The 18,498-nt window shown below is 58.2% G+C and carries 13 protein-coding genes; 9 read left to right on the top strand and 4 right to left on the bottom strand.

Annotation, left to right across the window (positions count from 1 at the left end; all coding sequences use genetic code 11):
• Window positions 1-14 precede the first annotated feature (14 nt).
• The 4 genes from IE111_RS00995 to IE111_RS00980 all read left to right on the top strand — a co-directional run bounded on the left by IE111_RS00995 (window position 15) and on the right by IE111_RS00980 (window position 7,963).
• The gene (locus IE111_RS00995; RefSeq protein ID WP_189606628.1) at window positions 15-2,414 is read left to right on the top strand and encodes a contractile injection system protein, VgrG/Pvc8 family; all 2,400 of its coding nucleotides are present in this window, start codon (window positions 15-17) and stop codon (window positions 2,412-2,414) included.
• Between the two features lie 33 nt (window positions 2,415-2,447).
• A complete protein-coding gene (locus tag IE111_RS00990) occupies window positions 2,448-3,089 on the top strand; it encodes a PGRP and LysM peptidoglycan-binding domain-containing protein (RefSeq protein ID WP_189606627.1) in 642 nt (213 codons plus the stop codon).
• 72 nt (window positions 3,090-3,161) lie between these two features.
• Window positions 3,162-6,899 (top strand): hypothetical protein, encoded by a 3,738-nt coding sequence (locus IE111_RS00985; protein WP_189606626.1) that lies wholly within the window; start codon window positions 3,162-3,164, stop codon window positions 6,897-6,899.
• A 5-nt stretch (window positions 6,900-6,904) separates the two neighbouring features.
• Entirely contained in the window at window positions 6,905-7,963 is a 1,059-nt protein-coding gene (locus tag IE111_RS00980) for a hypothetical protein (protein ID WP_189606625.1), read from the top strand.
• A gap of 302 nt (window positions 7,964-8,265) precedes the next feature.
• Here the strand turns inward: IE111_RS00980 and IE111_RS00975 are convergent, their stop codons facing one another.
• Window positions 8,266-8,463 (bottom strand): hypothetical protein, encoded by a 198-nt coding sequence (locus IE111_RS00975; protein WP_189606624.1) that lies wholly within the window; start codon window positions 8,461-8,463, stop codon window positions 8,266-8,268.
• A gap of 482 nt (window positions 8,464-8,945) precedes the next feature.
• Here IE111_RS00975 and IE111_RS00970 point away from each other — a divergent pair, with 482 nt between their 5' ends.
• Complete coding sequence (locus IE111_RS00970) at window positions 8,946-9,209, top strand: hypothetical protein (RefSeq protein ID WP_189606623.1); 264 nt, start codon at window positions 8,946-8,948, stop codon at window positions 9,207-9,209.
• A 121-nt stretch (window positions 9,210-9,330) separates the two neighbouring features.
• On the opposite strand, the gene IE111_RS00965 is transcribed toward IE111_RS00970, so the two are convergent.
• A complete protein-coding gene (locus IE111_RS00965) occupies window positions 9,331-10,014 on the bottom strand; it encodes a glutathione S-transferase N-terminal domain-containing protein (RefSeq protein ID WP_189606622.1) in 684 nt (227 codons plus the stop codon).
• Window positions 10,015-10,129: 115 nt separating this feature from the next.
• Window positions 10,130-11,104 carry a formimidoylglutamase gene (gene hutG, locus IE111_RS00960; RefSeq protein WP_189606621.1) on the bottom strand — a complete coding sequence of 325 codons (975 nt, stop codon included), beginning with the start codon at window positions 11,102-11,104 and terminating at the stop codon, window positions 10,130-10,132.
• 105 nt (window positions 11,105-11,209) lie between these two features.
• Here hutG and hutC point away from each other — a divergent pair, with 105 nt between their 5' ends.
• Window positions 11,210-11,926, top strand: coding sequence for a histidine utilization transcriptional repressor HutC (gene hutC, locus IE111_RS00955; RefSeq protein ID WP_189606620.1), 717 nt, complete (start codon window positions 11,210-11,212; stop codon window positions 11,924-11,926).
• Here hutC and IE111_RS00950 read toward each other — a convergent pair.
• Window positions 11,923-13,242 carry a YjiH family protein gene (locus IE111_RS00950; RefSeq protein WP_189606619.1) on the bottom strand — a complete coding sequence of 440 codons (1,320 nt, stop codon included), beginning with the start codon at window positions 13,240-13,242 and terminating at the stop codon, window positions 11,923-11,925. The two genes, hutC and IE111_RS00950, sit on opposite strands and share 4 nt — an antisense overlap.
• Before the next feature lie 264 nt (window positions 13,243-13,506).
• Here IE111_RS00950 and hutI point away from each other — a divergent pair, with 264 nt between their 5' ends.
• From hutI to hutH, 3 genes are all read left to right on the top strand, one after another.
• Window positions 13,507-14,733, top strand: a complete 1,227-nt coding sequence (gene hutI / locus IE111_RS00945; protein ID WP_189606618.1) for an imidazolonepropionase — start codon at window positions 13,507-13,509, stop codon at window positions 14,731-14,733.
• Window positions 14,734-15,185: 452 nt separating this feature from the next.
• Window positions 15,186-16,871, top strand: coding sequence for a urocanate hydratase (gene hutU, locus IE111_RS00940; RefSeq protein WP_189606617.1), 1,686 nt, complete (start codon window positions 15,186-15,188; stop codon window positions 16,869-16,871).
• Window positions 16,871-18,391, top strand: coding sequence for a histidine ammonia-lyase (gene hutH / locus IE111_RS00935; protein ID WP_189606616.1), 1,521 nt, complete (start codon window positions 16,871-16,873; stop codon window positions 18,389-18,391). The genes hutU and hutH overlap by 1 nt, the downstream gene beginning before the upstream one ends.
• Window positions 18,392-18,498: the final 107 nt, after the last annotated feature.

Below are 18,498 nucleotides of genomic sequence, written 5' to 3'. Positions count from 1 at the left end.
AGGATTAGCGACTCATGGAAACCAAAGCATCGCTGCTGCGTACCGAGATCCGGGTAATCCTGGCCGGGCAGACCCTCATGGCGCAGTGGCTGGAAGGCGTTGAGCGGCTGAACAGCCCCACCCGATTGTCGGTGCAGGTACTCAGCGATGGACCCTACGATTTGCCGGAATCATTGGGTCATCTGATGGATCAACCGATCCGGGTTGAGCTGACCGGCCCCGGCCTGCCTCAGCCCCGGCGCATGCACCTGAACCTGGACTCGGCCGACGAGCAGTGGCTCGGGAAACGTTATCAACTGAACCTGACCGCCTGCAGCAAACTGGAGCGGGGCCGTCGACAGGAGCAGGCCCGCTTGTTCATGGGCATGACCCGGGAACAGGTGGTGTGGCAACTGCTGTGGGAAATGGGCTACGACCGGTTCGAAGTCGACCTCGCGCTCGATCCCGTCCCCGCCTTCGAAGGCCCCTTCCTGCAGGTCCAGGATGAAACCACCCTCGACTGCTTTCAACGCCTGCTTGCTGAAGTGGGCGCCAACTACTGGTTCGAAGACCGGGAACCGGAACAGAACCACGAACTGTTGGTCATTCGCAACGACACCCAGGTCAGCCCCTATCTACCTTATATCGAATGGGGCCAGGCGGTCTCCGGTTTGTCGCCGGACCAGCAACTCAACCGGATCACCGCCGCTTATCAACGGTGGTCGGACCAGCCCCACATCGCCGGGCGCAGCGTTCAGGGCACCACGCCGGGCGCCATCAGCCGCGAAGACGCCGACTATCGTAGCTTTACACCACCGCGCCCGCGCCCGGAGGCGGAGCAACGGGCCCTGTTCGAACAACAGTACTTCGACCAGCAGCGCTACTTCATCACCCTGCACGGCCATCAACCCTTGTTGAGTGCGGGCCATACCGTCGCCTTCGATGCCCATCAACTGCCCAATGACTGCCCGTCGGGCGAGTATCGGATGATTCAGGTGGTCCACAATGCCGAACCCGCTGCCGGTGAGGGCAACGCCCCGGGCGTGCAATACCGCAACACAGCCGTTGTGATTCCCCGAGCGACACCGCCCCGGCCGAAGGTGAAAACACAGCCGCCGCTGCCGCACCTGTTCCCGGCCCGCATCGAAAGCCGATACGACCACGCCGAACTGTCCGCCGATGGCCGGTACTATTTCCGGGCGGATTTTGACCGGAGTGCCCAGGGCAAAGGCCAGGCCAGCCCCCCGACAAGTCGACTGACCCCTTATGCCAGCCCAGGTACCGATGACACAGAAGAGATCGGCTGGCACTTCCCCTTGCTCGACCAAAGCCGGGCCCTGGTGACCTTTTTGGACGACGACCCGGCGCGACCGATGATCGTCGGTTTTGTACCGGGCCGGAGTCAGTTCGGCCCGGTGACCAACAAAAACGCCACCCAAAGCCGCATCGTCACCCCCGGCCAGAACGAGTTGACCTTCGATGACGCCAAAAAAGCCGCTTGCATCGCCCTGCACACCTTCGACCGTCAGGTGCGTCTGGAACTGAACGCACAGGACGCCGAACCCTATGTGCACCTCATGGCCATCTACGGCGGCGTCAACCTCTATGCCGACCTGAACCTGATGATCGAGGCCGAAGCGCAACTGGAAGAACGCATCGGCGCCGACCGGACCCAGACCGTCAAGAACAACAGCCTGACGACCACTGAAGAAGGTTCGATATACCACCAGGCGGAGACCGATCAAACCCACACCGCACAGGTCAACCTGACGCAAAGCGCGGGCGAAGACTTCAGCCTCTGGGTGCAGAAACACAACCTGTCGATCCTGACCAACCCCGGTATGAACACCAGCGTCACCAACGGCGACCTACAACTGCAGGTCCAGGCCGGCGCGGCCATCCACCAGGTGAACGGCAACATCACCGTTAAAGGCAACGGTAATGGCGACATCCTGCTGAAGCAGGGCGACGGTGGCGTGAAGATCGACCCTAGTGGCAACATCAAGCTGTTCGGCAAGAAGGTGACGTTGAACGGGCAGAGCGGGGTGGTGTTCGATGGGGAGGTGCAGTATGAGACCGGGGCCGGTAATGAGCCGGAAGAGGCAGAGGCCCTCAACGTGGATGAGCTACCCGAGACGACAGTATTGGAGCTGCAACCCGTAGAGGTAGAAGGAGATGAGGCCGCCCAGTACGAGGCTCCGAAGTCAACCTATTGGTTTGAGTTGCAACTGGTGGACGATATCGGTAACCCGGTGGCCGACGAGCCGTACTGGATCAAAGCACCCGACGGGGTTATACACGAAGGACAGACCGATCAAGAAGGCAAAGCGAAAATCGAAGGTATCGGTTGCAGTGGGCAATGTGAAGTCCGGTTCCCGGAATCGAACAATGCCGTAATGCGTCGAGGCAGTCACGCACCGGTACGGAGCGGATAACATTCAGCGCTTTTACATGGAGAGGCACGATAAATGGCAATACATACCGTAGCCCAAGGCGAGACCCTGTTGCGTATAGCGAAACACTATGGCTTGGCCAGTGCCGCGGCGCTGTATGATCACCCCAGTAATGAACGGTTCAGGGCGCAGCGACCCAATCCGGATCTGATTTATCCAGGCGATAAAATCATCATTCCAGACCCGAATGAAACTCCGGCGAAACTGGGTGTAACCAATCGCAACAGCGTATTTGTAAAAAGCTCGTCAGCAGAATATTTACGGATGCGGCTGCAGGGGTGCCAGGGGGCAAGGGCGGAACTTGATGTGAATGGTCAATCGCTGGAAAGCACGGTGGCCGATTCGGGCTTGTTGGAATTCGAATTACCCGAGAATGCTGGTACCAGTGCCACGCTACAACTCTATTTGACTGGGGAGGCCCAGCAACCCACACACACATTTCGGTTGCGCCTCGCGTATTTGGACCCGGTGGAGACATTGAGCGGCATTCAAGCGCGCTGCAATAACTTGGGGTATGACTGCGGTGTCGTGGATGGAGTCATGGGTTCAAAGACCCGTGATGGGGTCAAACAGTTCCAGGCAAGTTTCGGCTTGGCGCAGGATGGCGACCCAGGGCCGCAAACACAGAAAAAATTGCAAGAAGCTTACGGAAGTTGAGCAACCCATGGCGGGGGCCAGGGGCTTTGTTGTTCAAACGAATACGACCAAGGGATCTTAAAAGGCAGGAATATGACTGAGACTCTTCAAGCCGAGGAACCCATTGAGAAGGAAATGGATGTCGCTCTCAATAGCACCAATACATTGGCCCTCACGGGTGACCATATTGTGGGCCTGGCCGGTAACAGCGAGCGCGAACCCACAGGAACGCTCGTTGTGGCCCTGGAAGGGCAAGAGCACGCACCCAAAACCAAGATACCAATGTCGAACGCCCAGCCTCTGGAGCACGAAAACCCGTTGTTCGCCGGCAATCGACAATTGGCGATTCCCGGCCTGAACACGGCGTTTCAATACCGGTTACATTTGGAGATCGACCCGAATTACCTCGTCCCCGTTCATTGTGAACATGGAATTACCGGTCGTCCCGGCGCCTCGGCGGAGGTTTTCTCCGCGCCAACCTGGTTCGTGCCCCTACTGCCGCGTATGTATCTCGATAATGAATTGGACGTCAACCGGGAGGAAAGCCTGGGAACTCCGTCCTCGGGCTTCCTTTATATCTTCATCGATGGCTATTTGTGGCGTGAAATCGGCGTTCAAGCCAATGAAGATCAAACCAACTATCAACTCAAAGAGATCAACCTGGACGTGTGCTGGGGCTTGAACAATCGTGATGTTGCCATCGACCTGGATGATGACGCCATCCTGGTGCCACAGGTCATTAACGGCAAGAGTCTTGACGACGTCCGAATCGCTCATAGCCAGGTGCAATGGAGTTGGCGGCAAGTCGAAGCCATGGGCGGCCTCCACCCGACCGACAACCGGGTGAGGAATCGAGAGCAGCCCATCGCCAACCAGCGACGGGCCAAGTCCCAGGGACTGCGGACCATGACGAGGTTGCGGAACGAACGGACCCAGCCGCTCACTCAACTGCTGCCCTGGTTTGGGGATCAAGTCGACCACTATCGAACAGAGCAGGATGCTTCACATCCGAATCACCATCTGCCGCAATTCCCGCTGCTGAACCCGTTGGCCATCGCCCTGCGCCACACCGCCCTGTGTTTGGAGGCCCTCAAGGACCTGCAGACGGCTTATGACGAGGTGCGCGAGAACAACCCACATCATGCTTCCGGCGAGGTGATCCACCGGCTCATTTTCGACCCGACCTTATGGCAAATGGAAGGGGAAGAGCAGTGGGCCGCCCTGGAACAGGAAATGACCGAGCCCTTCGACGGCCGGTTCCCCCACCTATACGAATACAGAGCCTATCTGGAACGGCAGGATCCGAATTGGCGGCAATCCAACGACATCAACGATAAAATCCGCCAATACATTGCCGTGTCCCGCTGGCGGCGCACTCGAACCTATAAGCGAGACGACAACGGTGCGGAATTTCTGCGTGATCTTCGCGAACGCTTGGACGAACGCAAGCTCAGTCGAAGCTTGTTCCCCGGCAAGGTCAAAGAAGCGATCGCAACGCTCGACGCCGCCCGCAAACGGCACTTCGAATGGTTGGACGACAAAGCCAATGGCCTGCGCAACCGTACCCGGCTGGGTGACCAGAGCATTCCCCTGCACAGCGCTCTGGCGGACTACGCCAACCTGGACCCGGACAGTGACGACAACAACTGGCTGGAATTCCTGTTTGTCTGGCTGGTCCTGATCACACCGCTACACGGCCGCAAGACCACCATCAGCGACCTCTATGGCTTTATGGACACGCGTCGCGCATCCGCGCATTTAAACCCGGAGGACGTTGGCCGCCAATGGATCGATCAAGTACTCGACCAGCCCTCCCATCCTATTCACAGAATGTTGTTTCCGAGTGCGCAGGATATCGACATCACCAAGCCGTACTACAAGCCGGACGACATGCCCAACAGCCACTTCATAGGCAGTGGTCGGTTCAACACCCGCGATTTCGCTCGGGCGGTCGCGAGAGCGGTCGCCAAGGGCGAGACGCAGGGCGCTGGCCCGGGACCTCTGTCCGAAGAGGACAGTGCGGAGGTAGCCGATAATGTTCAAAACAGCGATGCGGCGCATTCCGCCGTGGGTGCCGAACTGTTCAGCAAAGAGCAAAAAGAGCTGGCACTACCTCTGAGAGTGTTGGATGACTTCTTCGGCTGGGCCAATGACTTACTCAGTGCCGATAATCCAGACTCCGCCCGGGGCAAGCAGCGCATGGCGATCTACGTCCGTTTGGGCCAGGCATCCCTACTGCCCAGCCTGAAAGGGATGCATATGGTGCCCAAGGGTGGCCAGGTCGATACCGAAAAATTCGTCGTGTTGGGCGCCAACAGTGTTCGACAGCAACAACTGGCCAGCAAGGCCGCCACCCAGCACCGGGTCGATCAGTTCCACGCCGAGGCTCAAGGCACGGGAACCTACACTGACGTATACGACGGCAATACCGGACAAAAAATCGGCAGTACATTGATCAGCCAGGAAATGAACTGGTATAAAGGCGTCACCCCGCCAACGCCGGGAGAGGCCTTCGACGCCCACGCGCTGTGGACGAAGACCGGATCCGACCGGGGAAGAGGGCTCACCCGCATTACCGCCGAAGTGGATGTGATCGCCGTGGACAAGGCCGACTACTGGGGTGTGGAGAAGGCGAAGCTGGCGGCAGCGAATGACAATATCGCACTTGGTAGCGACGGGCACCTGTACAAGGGTGGGATCATGGGTGCGCGTGGCTTAAATGCGGTGTTGTCGTTGATTATGTTGCGATATGAAGCCATGACCTTAATGGGCATCGCAGGTGGGTCGTTGAATGATCGCTCGACGTTCCAGCAACAGGTAGCACTATATACAGCAGTTGCTTCTTTGATTGCAGCTACCGGTGACGCATCAATTGCTACCGCAACATTAATAGGGAAAGATGACGTAGCGAAAAGGCTGAGACAGCTTTCCTTTGGCAGTTGGAGGCGCGCTTCAGGTGGTGTTATCGATCTTAGGGTATTCAAGACGTTGGGGACGATTGTTTCAGGTGTGACCAGCATTCTGACCGCGGTTGACGCCATGGAACACTATAAGCGCAAAGATCATGATGCCGCCGTTGCTCTTGGGTTGAGTGCGGTGACGGGTGGAGCAATGGCCGTTATTGGGGCAGGAGTGTTGCTGAAGTTTGGTTGGGCAGCGGCCGTTCCTAACCCCGTTGTTTGGGCGCTTCTCGCGTTTTCCATTGGTTTTGCCGTTTTAGCGCACTATTGGCGTGACAAACCGCTACCGGATTGGGTTTCACACGGACCCTATGGTGAGGAGGCATTCGAAGGTACGTATGCAGTATGGCGCGATAACCCGGAGGACTGTTACCAAGCCTTGATGAGTCAGTTGGTTATGCCAGCACTGGCCCTCGAAGAGGGGTATGACGAGAAGACCAGCCAGGATGCATTGATAGTAACAATGACGGTCCCTTTGTTTGCGCCGGAAGCGGACAAGCTGTGTATTCATACCACAGTGGAATGCTGGTTAGCCCGCCATGAGCCAGGGGCGCGCTATCTAAGTGGCTCGTCTCATGAAGATGAACGGTTCGTAAAACCTTACCGAATTGAGCAGGTTCACAACGAAGAACGTACCCGGATAGAGAGAATCCAGTATTTCTACTCGATGCCAGAGTTCACCGGAAATTATAACCGGATGAATGTGACGTTTCGCAGCCGAGGGCAAATTCAGGCCGGGGATATCGTATTGCCCGCCCCCTATAAACCGGGTTTGTATGATGATATGCCGGAAAACACCCCGGTCGAAGTGGATGAGGATCAATTGAACTGGGTGCATACGGATTCCTTTGCAAAGACATTGAGTCGATGATGGACATGGCATTGAACAACAATAATTATTACGCGGATACAGCTTATGACAGCCGAAAGGACTGCCAACGAATAGAAGCCAGCGAGAACCGCTGGACACCCAATAAGATGAATGGGCATTTGCTGAAGTGGGGTGTCGACTTTGGTGTATTCATGGCGGCCTCTGAAGATACCCCAGAGAGGTTTAATAAGCATAAGAAGAAAATTAGTGGTCTAAACTATGAAGAACGTAGTCCTTATCATGGTTTGTTGGATTCGAGAAAGGACGATGGGAAGTTGAATTTGTTAAACCATGATCATATGGTAGCCCTGTCACCTCAGAGCTGGGCTATGGTTGTTGGTTATATATTTATTGCTTCTAGGTTCTTTTTATTTATAACGCCCATAGTTCTGTTGATTATGTTGTTGCAAAAAGGTAGTTGGTCTGTTTTGTTAGATCTGGAAGTATTTTTGTTACCTTTTATCTTCTCATGTCTAACATTTTTCTCTTGGTTAGCATTAAAAAAAGATTGGGTGAATTTTAAAATACGAGCGATATTATTTCGGTCTACAGGATTGGTCTATGTGTTCCCTCATAAAGGTGGGGCGGCTGAGATTCATCCATTTACAGAATTTGACGGATTTATTAATTCATCCGCAGCCGGAAGCCGGGCGGGTGTGCTGACCTATACCTTGGAGATTACGCATCGCCAGAATAGGGAGCTAAGGATTCCCATAGGTTTTGAAAGCTACAACAAATCCGAAATTTTCATGAAGTGGGAAATGATTCAACAATTCATGGATGTCTCCAAGCCTTTGCCTGATGTCCCGGAATTGGAACCATTTCGTCACTTGGACCCCGTCACGGCGGAGTGGGACAAGCAGCACAATCGCCCACCGGATTTGTACGAGAAAATGTCGGATCAGGCCTTTTCCAAGTATCGCGAAAAGTTGGTTTGGAACTATGAAAAGGGCTTCCGCTGGGGCAGCGACCGGTGGGTTTCGGAATCCGAGGGCTGGGAGCCCCCGCCTGAGGAATGGTGGCTGGTTCCCATTAAAGGCGAGTTGAACACTTCAAAGGCATAGTGCAGGGCCAGTTTTACTGGTCCGGCATAAAAATCAACGCTCATGGAGCCGCGGTGCAACCTCATAGTGTGCAACCGCCGGCCTCATCTAAAAAAATATTCTGGATTTTTCTTCCACCCTATTATGAGACCATTAATAATTCCTCAACGCCTTGAAAAGTATGCATAGAGGTTCCCTGTGTCAATACAGTATTTCCCTTTCGCGCCGACTTGCTAGTACCCCGCACCCAGTCTGAAAGGAACAAATTCGATTAATTGATGTCCCTACCGATACAACGACTTCACCCTTATCCAACTAAACGGCTAGTGCTTGAAACCGCGTGACTCTTTTTCTTGAGCGTGGTGGACTTGCTCTAAGATCTGATTGTATTTTGCCTCAGCATGCGCCAGTGCCATTTCGGCATGGCCCCCTGCATGGCCATTCCGTGCAGTCCTCAGCAAGTGATCCCACTTATTGACTTCTTGTTTGGCTAGCTCCAATTGCTTTTCAAGGTCTTCCATAAGGTTTATCCCTTCGCTTTTTATATCAGCTTTTAACTGATTTGTAAGACGATTTTTCCTAATCAAAACGACACTCTCAGACTTCCTTAGTGTAGTAATATTCACCATGAGTTATAGTGGTTTCTGGTGTAAGGTAAGGGACTGATGCAGTGGTTCTATAATCCTAGGCACCCAGAAAGAGTAGTATAGCTTCCTCTGTTTCAATACTCATTAATCTACCAAGATACCGCACGTAAAACATTGTACCTCCAGCGGGGTATTTGGCAAGAAGGGGCTAGGCTAAAGCCATGAGAATTCTCACTCTTCTAAAACAAAACAACAACATTCCAAATTGATCAATTTTTGACTCCATCGCATACTTCTGTATCATAATGCGCGGTCGAACGGTTAATGTGAACGCCTTCACAAAAATAGTATCGACCAGTCAACAGCGCGCACAACCTAACGTAAACAACCATCTGGTCCAGCAAGGAGATGCTGATATGGATACTCAATCCGTCCTTCCACTCAAGGAACTGACCGTGCTTCAGAAGGTCACCCTGCAACGCCTGTATAAGCGCGAAGCCGAAGGTGAACAACTGGAGCCGAATATTCAGTTTTTGTTGGAAGCTTACCGATCAGAATGGCAGTTTGAAGCCCAAAAGGCTCGTCGGTTTTGGCCAATGACGTTGATGCTTGGGCTGGCTGTCTATGGTTGCATGTTGTTCTATACCTTTGCGCCGGAAATCCCCTTTCTTTGGCAGTAAAAGGGCCTTGGGGTCTGGGTTTTACCGGGCCGTAAGTCGACAATGATGTAACCCCAAAACAAAAACGGCTCCCTTATGGGAGCCGTTTGCTTTCCGCATTCGCATCAGCGCGATGAATTGATCAGGGCGCGCAGACTTTCGATCCTTTCTGAACCAGCGGCCGGTCGTAGAAGCGTTGGGTGTAAGCCATTACATTCTTGAATTGATCGGTACCCAGGGTTTCGTGGCCATCGTAGAAGTCAATGCATTTAACCCAGGGGGCGATGGCCATGTCCGCAATGGTCAATTCATCACCCATGATCCATTCACGACCTTCCAGCCGTTTATCCAGCACACCCAGTAGGCGTTGGGTTTCCTTGGTATAGCGTTCCACCCCGTAGCTGTCGGTGGTTTTGTCGGCGGCGAATTTATAAAAGTGGCCGAACTGGCCGAACATCGGGCCGACGTGTCCCATCTGGAAGAACAACCATTGCAGGGTTTCCCAGCGACGGGTTTCATCCTTGGGCAGAAATTGCCCGGATTTGTCGGCCAAGTACATCAGGATGGCGCCGGACTCCATCAGCGCGAATCGTTCACCGCCCGGGCCATTCGGATCGATGATGGTCGGGATCTTGTTGTTGGGGTTGATCTTGAGGTAGTCCTCATCGAACTGATGGTTCTGACCGATGTGAACCAGATGGGCTTCATACGGAATGCCGGCCTCTTCGAGCATGATGCTCACTTTTTGACCATTGGGTGTGGCCATGGAATACAGTTGCAGGATGTCCGGGTTCTCGACGGGCCAGCGTTTCGGGAATTCGATCATGGGGTGCTCCGTTAAACAGTAACATCCAATAGATGGATGCGTTTTCACCGGTTAAAAGGGCCAGCCCGGCCAGGAATCCTGATCATCAGCTTCAAGTCCTTTGAATAAACTCGGGTTAACTCGCGTGGCCGTTGAATTCCGGGCGTTGCAGTCGGTCGATCTCCCAGACGATGCGGGCGGCCAGCTTGGCGGTCCGGTCTTGCAGGTCGTAGCGCGGGTTCAGTTCCGCGACATCGCTGATCAGCCATTTGCAGTGTGCGTACTGACAGCAGCGCTGAATCTCCGACAGGCAGTGAAACAGGAAACCCGGTTGAATCCCCAGAGCCGAAGGCGCGCTGACGCCGGGGGCAACGGAGGCGGGCAGGGCGTCCAAGCAGATGGTGACGTAGAGGTAATCCAGTTCTCCGATGAAGCGACGGATAAAGGGGTTGGCGTGTACGTCCAGACAGTCGAGGTCGCGCAGGTAACGCACCCGGTTGTCGTGCGCGAACTGGAACAGGGCTTCGGTATTGGAAGCGTCGCTGATGCCGATGCACGCATAGTGGAAGGGCTGTCCATGATCCCGGCACCAGTCCGCGACCTGTCGAAACGGTGTGCCGGAGGTGCCCTTGGGGTTGGGTTTGCGCAAGTCGAAGTGGGCGTCGAAGTTGATGATGCCGACGCGGGCGTCCGGGTCGTGCCGGTCGAGCCACCGGCGCATGCCCTGGAAACCGGCCCAGCCGATCTCGTGCCCGCCACCGAGGCCGATAACGAAATGTCCGTCATCCAGTCGTTGCCCGACGCGTTCCGCATAGGCGCTCTGGGCCGCATCCAGGTCGTCTCCGGTTCGAACCGTGCCGTCGTCATAGACGGCGTGATCGTTATGGGCGGCCAGGTTGGCCAGTGCCGAACGCAGTACACCGGGGCCTTCGGCCGCGCCGGGACGACCCTGGTTCAGTTTTACGCCGAGATCGGACGCGAACCCCAACAGACAAACCCCGGGCCGGTCGGTCCGGGGAGCCTGGATGATCTGATGCCAGCGGTGACCGGCGGCCCCGTCTTCCTCGTCGATCCGGCCCTGCCAGGCATTCAGATCCGCTGCTTCCCACATGGACGCCTCCACTTCAGTTACGCCTCAGTTATAAAAGAGGGTGTTTTAGGTTATCGTTCCGGGGCATGTGAACGCTACCCCGAATTTTTGACTGATTGACGACCTGTGACCGACCGACAACCTCGATATCTGCAAATCAAACAGCATCTGCTGGATAAAATTCAATCCGGTGAGTTTGCCTCGCACCACCAGATTCCGCCGGAAGAACAACTGGCCGAACAATTCGGTGTCAGCCGGATGACGGCCAACAAAGCCATCCGCGACCTGGTTCAGGAGGGCTACCTGGTCCGCCAGGCTGGCCTCGGCACCTTCGTGACCGACCGCAAGGCCGAATCCCCCCTGACCGATGTCCGCAATATCGCCGACGAAGTGCGCCAGCGGGGTCACCATTATGCCAACGAGGTGTTGCGCAGCGAGGCGATCACGGCCGACGACGAGGTCGCGTTGCGCCTAGGTGTCCGTGTCGGCACCCGGGTGTTCCATACCCTGATCATCCATCTGGAAAACGATACGCCCATTCAATTGGAAGACCGTTACGTCAACCCCAAATGGGTGCCGGACTACCTGGAGGCGGACTTCAGCCGGCATACGCCGAATGAAGTCCTGGTCGCCAGCAGCCCGATTTCCGACCTGGAACACATCGTCGAGGCGGTTCTGCCGGATGCGCGCACAGCCGAATGGCTGCGCATGGCCACGGACCAACCCTGTCTCAGCGTCACCCGACGGACCTGGTCGAACGAGCATTTGATCAGCTATGCCCGACTGGTACACCCGGGGGACCGCTACAAGCTCCGGTCCGCCTCGATTCACCCCAGTCGCTAGCCGACCAGCCAGGCGGCCAAATAGCCCGCCGGTACCGCCAGCATGAGGCTCAGGATCACGCGAATCAGCCAGATCAATACGATGCGGCCCACCCCCAGCGGAATCCGCGTGGACAGGATGCAGGGAATCGAGGCCGAAAAGAACAGAACTCCGGACACCGACACCACACCGGCCGCAAACCGCGCCGGCAGACCGGCTTCGGTCATCAACAAGGCCGGCAGGAACATCTCGGCCAGACCCGCCGCCGACGCGCGCGCCAGTTCCATCGCCTCCGGCAAGCCCCAGACGGCGATGAACGGATAGAACACCAGCCCCAGCCAATCGAACACCGGCGTGTACTTGGCCACGACCAGACCGATCAACCCGACGGACATGATGGACGGCAGGATACTGATGGCCATCAGCACCCCTTCGCGGACATTGGTCGCCACGCCCTTGAACAACGGCGGCGCCTCGGAGGCGGCATCCAGACCCGCTTGCCAGGCCGTGCGCAGCCGTGTGCCTTTGGCGACCTCGGGCTCGGAATGCAAGCTGGAGTCGTCCATCGCACGCAGCGGGGGAATGCGAACGGTCAGCGCCGTAACGGTGAAGGTGATCAACAGCGTCAGCCAGAAATAGAGATTCCACAGCGACATCAAGTCCAGCGTGCGCGCTACAATGATCATGAAAGTCGCCGACACCGTGGAAAAGCCGGTCGCGATGATGGCGGCTTCTTTCGCTGAATACTGCCCCGCCGTGTACACCCGGTTGGTGATCAGCAAACCGATCGAATAGCTGCCGACAAAGGACGCCACGGCATCGATGGCGGACCGTCCCGGCGTCTTCCAGACCGGCCGCATCAGCGGCTGAAACAGCACGCCCACCAGCGGCATCAGGCCGTATCCGATCAGCAACGCCAGGAACACAGCGCCCACTGGCACTATCAGACCCACCGAAATCACCAGCTTGTTGTACAGAAACGGCAGCATGTCCGGCTCGTGCAGCAGCGCCGGCCCCCAGCCGCTGATCGCCATGACTGCCGCCACCACGCCGAGCAGCTTGAGACCGGTGAACACCTTCTCCGTCGTATTACGCCGCCATTGACCGGTCGCCAGCGGATAAATCGCACCGGCCACGATCATGCCGAGCGCATACCAACCGGCACCGGCGCCCAACAGAGTGCGCAGGGCACCGACGATGTGGTCCAGCGGAATCGTGGTCTTGTCGCCAATGGGGATGGGTGTGAAAAAGATAAAGAGCCCGAGCAGGCTGGGCAGGATGAGCTTCAGGGCCAGTGGCCAGGCGGGCTGGTTCCGGGTCGTCGCAGACTGGGTCATGGTGAACCTCTCAGTTTTGTGATTGTTGTAGTTGGCATGCCGTTTTAAATGTATATACAAATTGCACAGTGCCTGTCAACGACCTCTGTGTACCCCTCTGTAACCGAACACCGACCCATTTCGGTCCATCATACCTACATCCGGCGATGGCAGTCGTTGTCGTGAATGACCCGGACAACCAATAACAGCCTTTTACAATTCCCGGGTTGACATCGACGGGTTTCTGATCAAATGTATATACAAATGATCGGAGGAGGCCATCCAATGCCCCAGTCCCATCCAAACCGACAACTCTGGCGCGACGTCACCCTATTCGACGGCGAGCGTACCTACGACGCCCCCATGGCTGTCATCACCGACAACGACCGTATCGAACGTGTCTGCCGGATGAATGAACTGAGCGACGCCGACATCGCGGACCTGCCGGTGGCCGGGCAGGGCGGTGTGCTGACCCCCGGCCTGATCGACTGCCATACCCACCTGGTCTTCGGCGGCCAACGCGCCGGCGAATTCGAACAACGCCTCGAAGGCGCCAGCTACGCCGACATCGCCGCGCAGGGCGGCGGCATCATCAGCACCGTGCGCGCCACCCGCGAGGCCAGCGAGGACGACCTCTACACCAGCGCCGCCAAACGCCTGCAAGGCCTGATGGCCGACGGCGTCACCACCGTCGAAATCAAATCCGGCTACGGCCTCACCACCGAACACGAAGCCAAAATGCTCCGCGTCGCCCGCCGCCTCGGCGAGCAATACCCGGTGCGCGTCGTCACCACCTTCCTCGGTGCCCACGCCCTGCCACCGGAATACAAAGACCGCAAAGACGACTATATCGACCTCGTCTGCAACGACATGATCCCCTCCATCGCGGATCAGGGCTTGGCCGACGCCGTCGACGTCTTCTGCGAAGGCATCGCCTTCAACCTCGACCAGACCGAACGCGTCTTCCAGGCCGCCCACAAACACGGCCTGCCGATCAAGGGCCACGTCGAGCAACTCTCACACCTCGGCGGCGCCAGCCTCGCAGCGAAATACAACGCCCTTTCCGTCGACCACATTGAGTGGCTCACCGAAGACGACGTCCAGGCCATCGCCGAATCCGGCACCGTCGCCACCCTGCTGCCCGGCGCCTTCTACACCCTGCGAGACACCCAAGTACCCCCCATCGACGCCCTGCGCCGGGCCCGGGTCCCCATGGCCATCGCCACCGACGGCAACCCAGGATCATCGCCCATCTTCCAGCTCACCCTCATACTCAACATGGCCTGCACCCTGTTCCGCCTCACCCCGACCGAAGCCTTACAGGGCGTCACCGCCAACGCCGCAAGAGCACTCGGCCTGAGCGAACAGCTGGGCAGCATCCAACCCGGGCAGCGAGCCGATTTTTGCATATGGGATATCGAACAACCGGCGGAACTGGCCTACGCCATCGCCCCCGGTCGGCTGCGCCAACGCGTTTTTGATGGAGTTATCACGCATGCCAACGATCAATAGTGGACCGAAATGAAAGCACAACTACTCGAAGGTCGTCCGAGAATAGTCGGTAGGTTGGATCGGTACGTCTGGTCCGGCACTCCGGTTTCGGTAGCCGAAGGCGTAATCCAACACGATCAGTCCGCGTAGGGCTGGGAGCCACAATTGCGAACGTTGGATTACGCCTGCGGCTAATCCAACCTACGAAACAACAGCACCAGCAAGGATGCACAAAGAAGAGAGATCAAATTAATAACGTAGCACGAACGTTAGCGACGGGTGCCGGGGGTTCCCGGCCGGGGATGTGCGCAGCATGGATGCTGCGGTCAAGCCCCCAAGGATGGGTTGAGTGGGCGGCACCCCGCGCGACCCCGGATGGGAATCCCCGGCAACCGGCGCGGATTTAAAGCACCCAATTGAATTAAGCCAAATCAACCCCTTGGCACTGAACCAGACAAACCGGAGACCAGACAATGACTGACACAGACCGCAACGACCCGACCCGTATCATCCGCGCCAAGCACGGCACCGAACTGACCGCCAAAAGCTGGCTCACCGAAGCCCCCCTGCGGATGCTCATGAACAACCTCGACCCCGAGGTCGCCGAACACCCCGAATCCCTCGTGGTGTATGGCGGCATCGGCCGGGCCGCCCGCAACTGGACCTGCTACGACGCCATTGTCGACACCCTCACCCGCCTCGAAGACGACGAAACCCTCCTCGTCCAGAGCGGCAAACCTGTCGGCGTCTTCAAAACCCACGCGGATGCCCCGCGCGTACTCATCGCCAACTCCAACCTCGTCCCGCACTGGGCCAACTGGGATCACTTCAACGAACTCGACCGCCAGGGCCTGATGATGTACGGCCAGATGACCGCCGGCTCCTGGATCTACATCGGCTCCCAGGGCATCGTCCAGGGCACCTACGAAACCTTCGTCAGCGTCGCCCGACAGCACTTCGACGGCGACGCCTCCGGCAAATGGATCCTCACCGGCGGTCTCGGCGGCATGGGCGGCGCCCAGCCACTGGCCGCCACCATGGCCGGCTTCTCCATGGTCGCCGTCGAAGTTGACGAATCGCGCATCGACTTCCGCATCCGCACTGGCTATCTCGATCGCAAAGCCACCAGCCTCGACGAAGCCCTGACCATGATCGACGACGCCAAAGCCAAGGGCGAAGCCGTCTCCATTGGCCTGCTCGCCAACGCCGCCGACGTCTTCCCCGAACTGTTCAAGCGCGGCGTCACACCGGACGTCGTCACTGACCAGACCAGCGCCCATGACCCGCTGAACGGCTATCTGCCCCAGGGCTGGACACTGGAACAGGCCGTCGAGCGCCGCAAAACCGATGCCGCAGGTGTGGTTCAAGCCGCCAAAGAGAGCATGGGCGTGCAGGTCCAGGCCATGCTCGACCTGCAAAGTGCCGGTGCCGCCACGCTCGACTACGGCAACAACATCCGCCAGATGGCCCAGGAAGTCGGCGTCCAGAACGCTTTCGACTTTCCCGGTTTCGTCCCGGCCTACATCCGTCCGTTGTTCTGCCAGGGCATCGGCCCGTTCCGCTGGGCCGCCCTGTCCGGCGACCCGGAAGACATCTACAAGACCGACGCCAAGGTCAAGGAACTGATCCCGGACGACCCGCACCTGCACAACTGGCTCGACATGGCGCGCGAGCGCATCCAGTTCCAGGGCCTGCCGGCGCGCATCTGCTGGGTCGGTTTGAAAGACCGTGCCCGCCTGGGTCTCGCTTTCAACGAAATGGTCGCCAACGGCGAACTCAAAGCCCCGGTCGTTATCGGCCGCGACCACCTGGACAGCGGCTCCGTCGCCTCGCCGAACCGCGAAACCGAAGGCATGCAGGACGGCTCCGATGCCGTCTCCGACTGGCCGCTGCTGAACGCCCTGCTCAACACGGCCGGCGGCGCCACCTGGGTCAGCCTGCACCACGGCGGCGGCGTCGGCATGGGCTTCAGTCAGCATGCCGGTGTCGTCATCGTCTGCGACGGCACCGAGGCCGCGCGCAAACGCATCGAACGCGTTCTGCACAACGACCCGGCCACCGGCGTCATGCGTCACGCCGATGCCGGTTACGACATTGCTATTCGCTGCGCGGAAGAGAACAATCTCGACCTGCCGATGCTCAACCGGGAGAAGAAATAATGACGGACACACTGACGATACAACCGGGCCAGTTGACCCTGGGAGACCTACGCCGGGTGCGTCAGGGCTCGGTCCGCGTCGAACTGGATCCGGCCTGTTTTCCGGGTATGGACCGATCGGCCGAGACCGTCAGCCGCGTGCTGGCCGAAGGCCGCACCGTCTACGGCATCAACACCGGCTTTGGCCTTCTGGCTAACACCCGGATCGCGCCCGAGGAACTCGAAACCCTGCAGCGCAGCATCGTCCTGTCGCACGCGGCCGGCATCGGTGAATTCATGAAACCGGCGACCGTACGGTTGCTGATGGTGCTGAAGGTCAACTCCCTGGCGCGCGGCTATTCCGGAATTCGCCGCGAGGTCGTGCAGCGTCTGGTGGAACTGGTCAACGCCGGGATATACCCGGCTATTCCGCAAAAAGGCTCGGTCGGCGCATCCGGCGACCTGGCGCCGTTGGCGCACATGAGCGCCGTCCTGCTGGGCGAGGGCGAAGCCTTCCTTGGCGGCGAGCGCGTTCCCGCCTCCGAAGCCCTGGCCCATCTTGGTGTCGAACCCATCACCCTGGCGCCAAAAGAAGGCCTCGCGCTGTTGAACGGCACCCAGGCCTCGACCGCCTTCGCGCTTGAAGGCCTGTTCGACGCCGAAAACGCCCTGACCTCGGCCCTGCTGATCGGCGCCATGTCCGTCGACGCCGCCATGGGCTCGCGCAAACCTTTCGACGCGCGCATCCACGACGTGCGCGGCCACAAGGCCCAGATCGAAATGGCGCGCCGCTACCGCGAGGTCCTCGGCGAATCCGAGATCGAACACGAGCACGAACACTGCGCCAAAGTGCAGGACCCGTACTCCCTGCGCTGCCAGCCGCAGGTCATGGGCGCCTGCCTGCAACAGATCGAATACGCCGCCGGCGTGCTGGAAACCGAAGCCAACGGCGTCTCCGACAACCCCCTGGTGTTTGCCGAGGAAAACGACATCCTCTCCGGCGGCAACTTCCACGCCGAACCGGTCGCCATGGTCGCTGACATGCTCGCCATCGCCCTGGCCGAGATTGGCTCACTGTCCGAACGCCGCATGGCCCTGTTGATCGACAGCAACCTCAGCGGCTTGCCTCCTTTCCTGGTCGAAAACGGCGGCGTCAACTCCGGCTTCATGCTGGCCCAGGTCACCTCCGCCGCGCTCGCCAGCGAAAACAAAACCCTGGCCCACCCGGCCTCCATCGACTCGCTGCCGACCTCCGCCAACCAGGAAGACCACGTCTCCATGGCCACCTTCGCCGGCCGCCGACTGGCCGACATCTACGAAAACGTCGAAGGCATCCTCGCCATCGAATGGCTCGCCGCCGCCCAGGGGCTCGACTTCCGCGCACCGAACAAAAGCAGCGACGTCCTCGAGAGCGCCAAATCGGTGCTGCGCGGTCAGGTCCCGTTCTACGACAAGGACCGGTACTTCGCGCCGGATATTCAGAAAGCGGCCGGGTTGATCCGGGAACGGAAACTCTCCGAGTTGGTCCCGTTTTTCCTGTGAGCAGTTTGTAGGGCAGAAGAGCGACAGCGTTATCTGCCGTGGAAAGTATACAGAGCCAGTGGTTGAGCCACTGGCACCGCCTTCTCCCCCGGCAGATAACGCTGTCG

Origin of the sequence: Saccharospirillum salsuginis (assembly GCF_014651855.1) — a bacterium.
Lineage (GTDB): Bacteria > Pseudomonadota > Gammaproteobacteria > Pseudomonadales > Natronospirillaceae > Saccharospirillum > Saccharospirillum salsuginis.
Note: the sequence above shows the minus strand (reverse complement) of the source record. Positions and strands in the feature narration are given on the sequence as shown.

Coding starts and splice junctions, on each gene's coding strand:
- IE111_RS00950 (WP_189606619.1), bottom strand. CDS start 13,242: ATGACCCAGTCTGCGACGACCCGGAACCAGCCCGCCTGGCCACTGGCC.
- IE111_RS00990 (WP_189606627.1), top strand. CDS start 2,448: ATGGCAATACATACCGTAGCCCAAGGCGAGACCCTGTTGCGTATAGCG.
- hutU (WP_189606617.1), top strand. CDS start 15,186: ATGACTGACACAGACCGCAACGACCCGACCCGTATCATCCGCGCCAAG.
- IE111_RS00975 (WP_189606624.1), bottom strand. CDS start 8,463: ATGGAAGACCTTGAAAAGCAATTGGAGCTAGCCAAACAAGAAGTCAAT.
- hutG (WP_189606621.1), bottom strand. CDS start 11,104: ATGTGGGAAGCAGCGGATCTGAATGCCTGGCAGGGCCGGATCGACGAG.
- IE111_RS00985 (WP_189606626.1), top strand. CDS start 3,162: ATGACTGAGACTCTTCAAGCCGAGGAACCCATTGAGAAGGAAATGGAT.
- IE111_RS00970 (WP_189606623.1), top strand. CDS start 8,946: ATGGATACTCAATCCGTCCTTCCACTCAAGGAACTGACCGTGCTTCAG.
- hutI (WP_189606618.1), top strand. CDS start 13,507: ATGCCCCAGTCCCATCCAAACCGACAACTCTGGCGCGACGTCACCCTA.
- IE111_RS00980 (WP_189606625.1), top strand. CDS start 6,905: ATGGCATTGAACAACAATAATTATTACGCGGATACAGCTTATGACAGC.
- IE111_RS00965 (WP_189606622.1), bottom strand. CDS start 10,014: ATGATCGAATTCCCGAAACGCTGGCCCGTCGAGAACCCGGACATCCTG.
- hutH (WP_189606616.1), top strand. CDS start 16,871: ATGACGGACACACTGACGATACAACCGGGCCAGTTGACCCTGGGAGAC.
- IE111_RS00995 (WP_189606628.1), top strand. CDS start 15: ATGGAAACCAAAGCATCGCTGCTGCGTACCGAGATCCGGGTAATCCTG.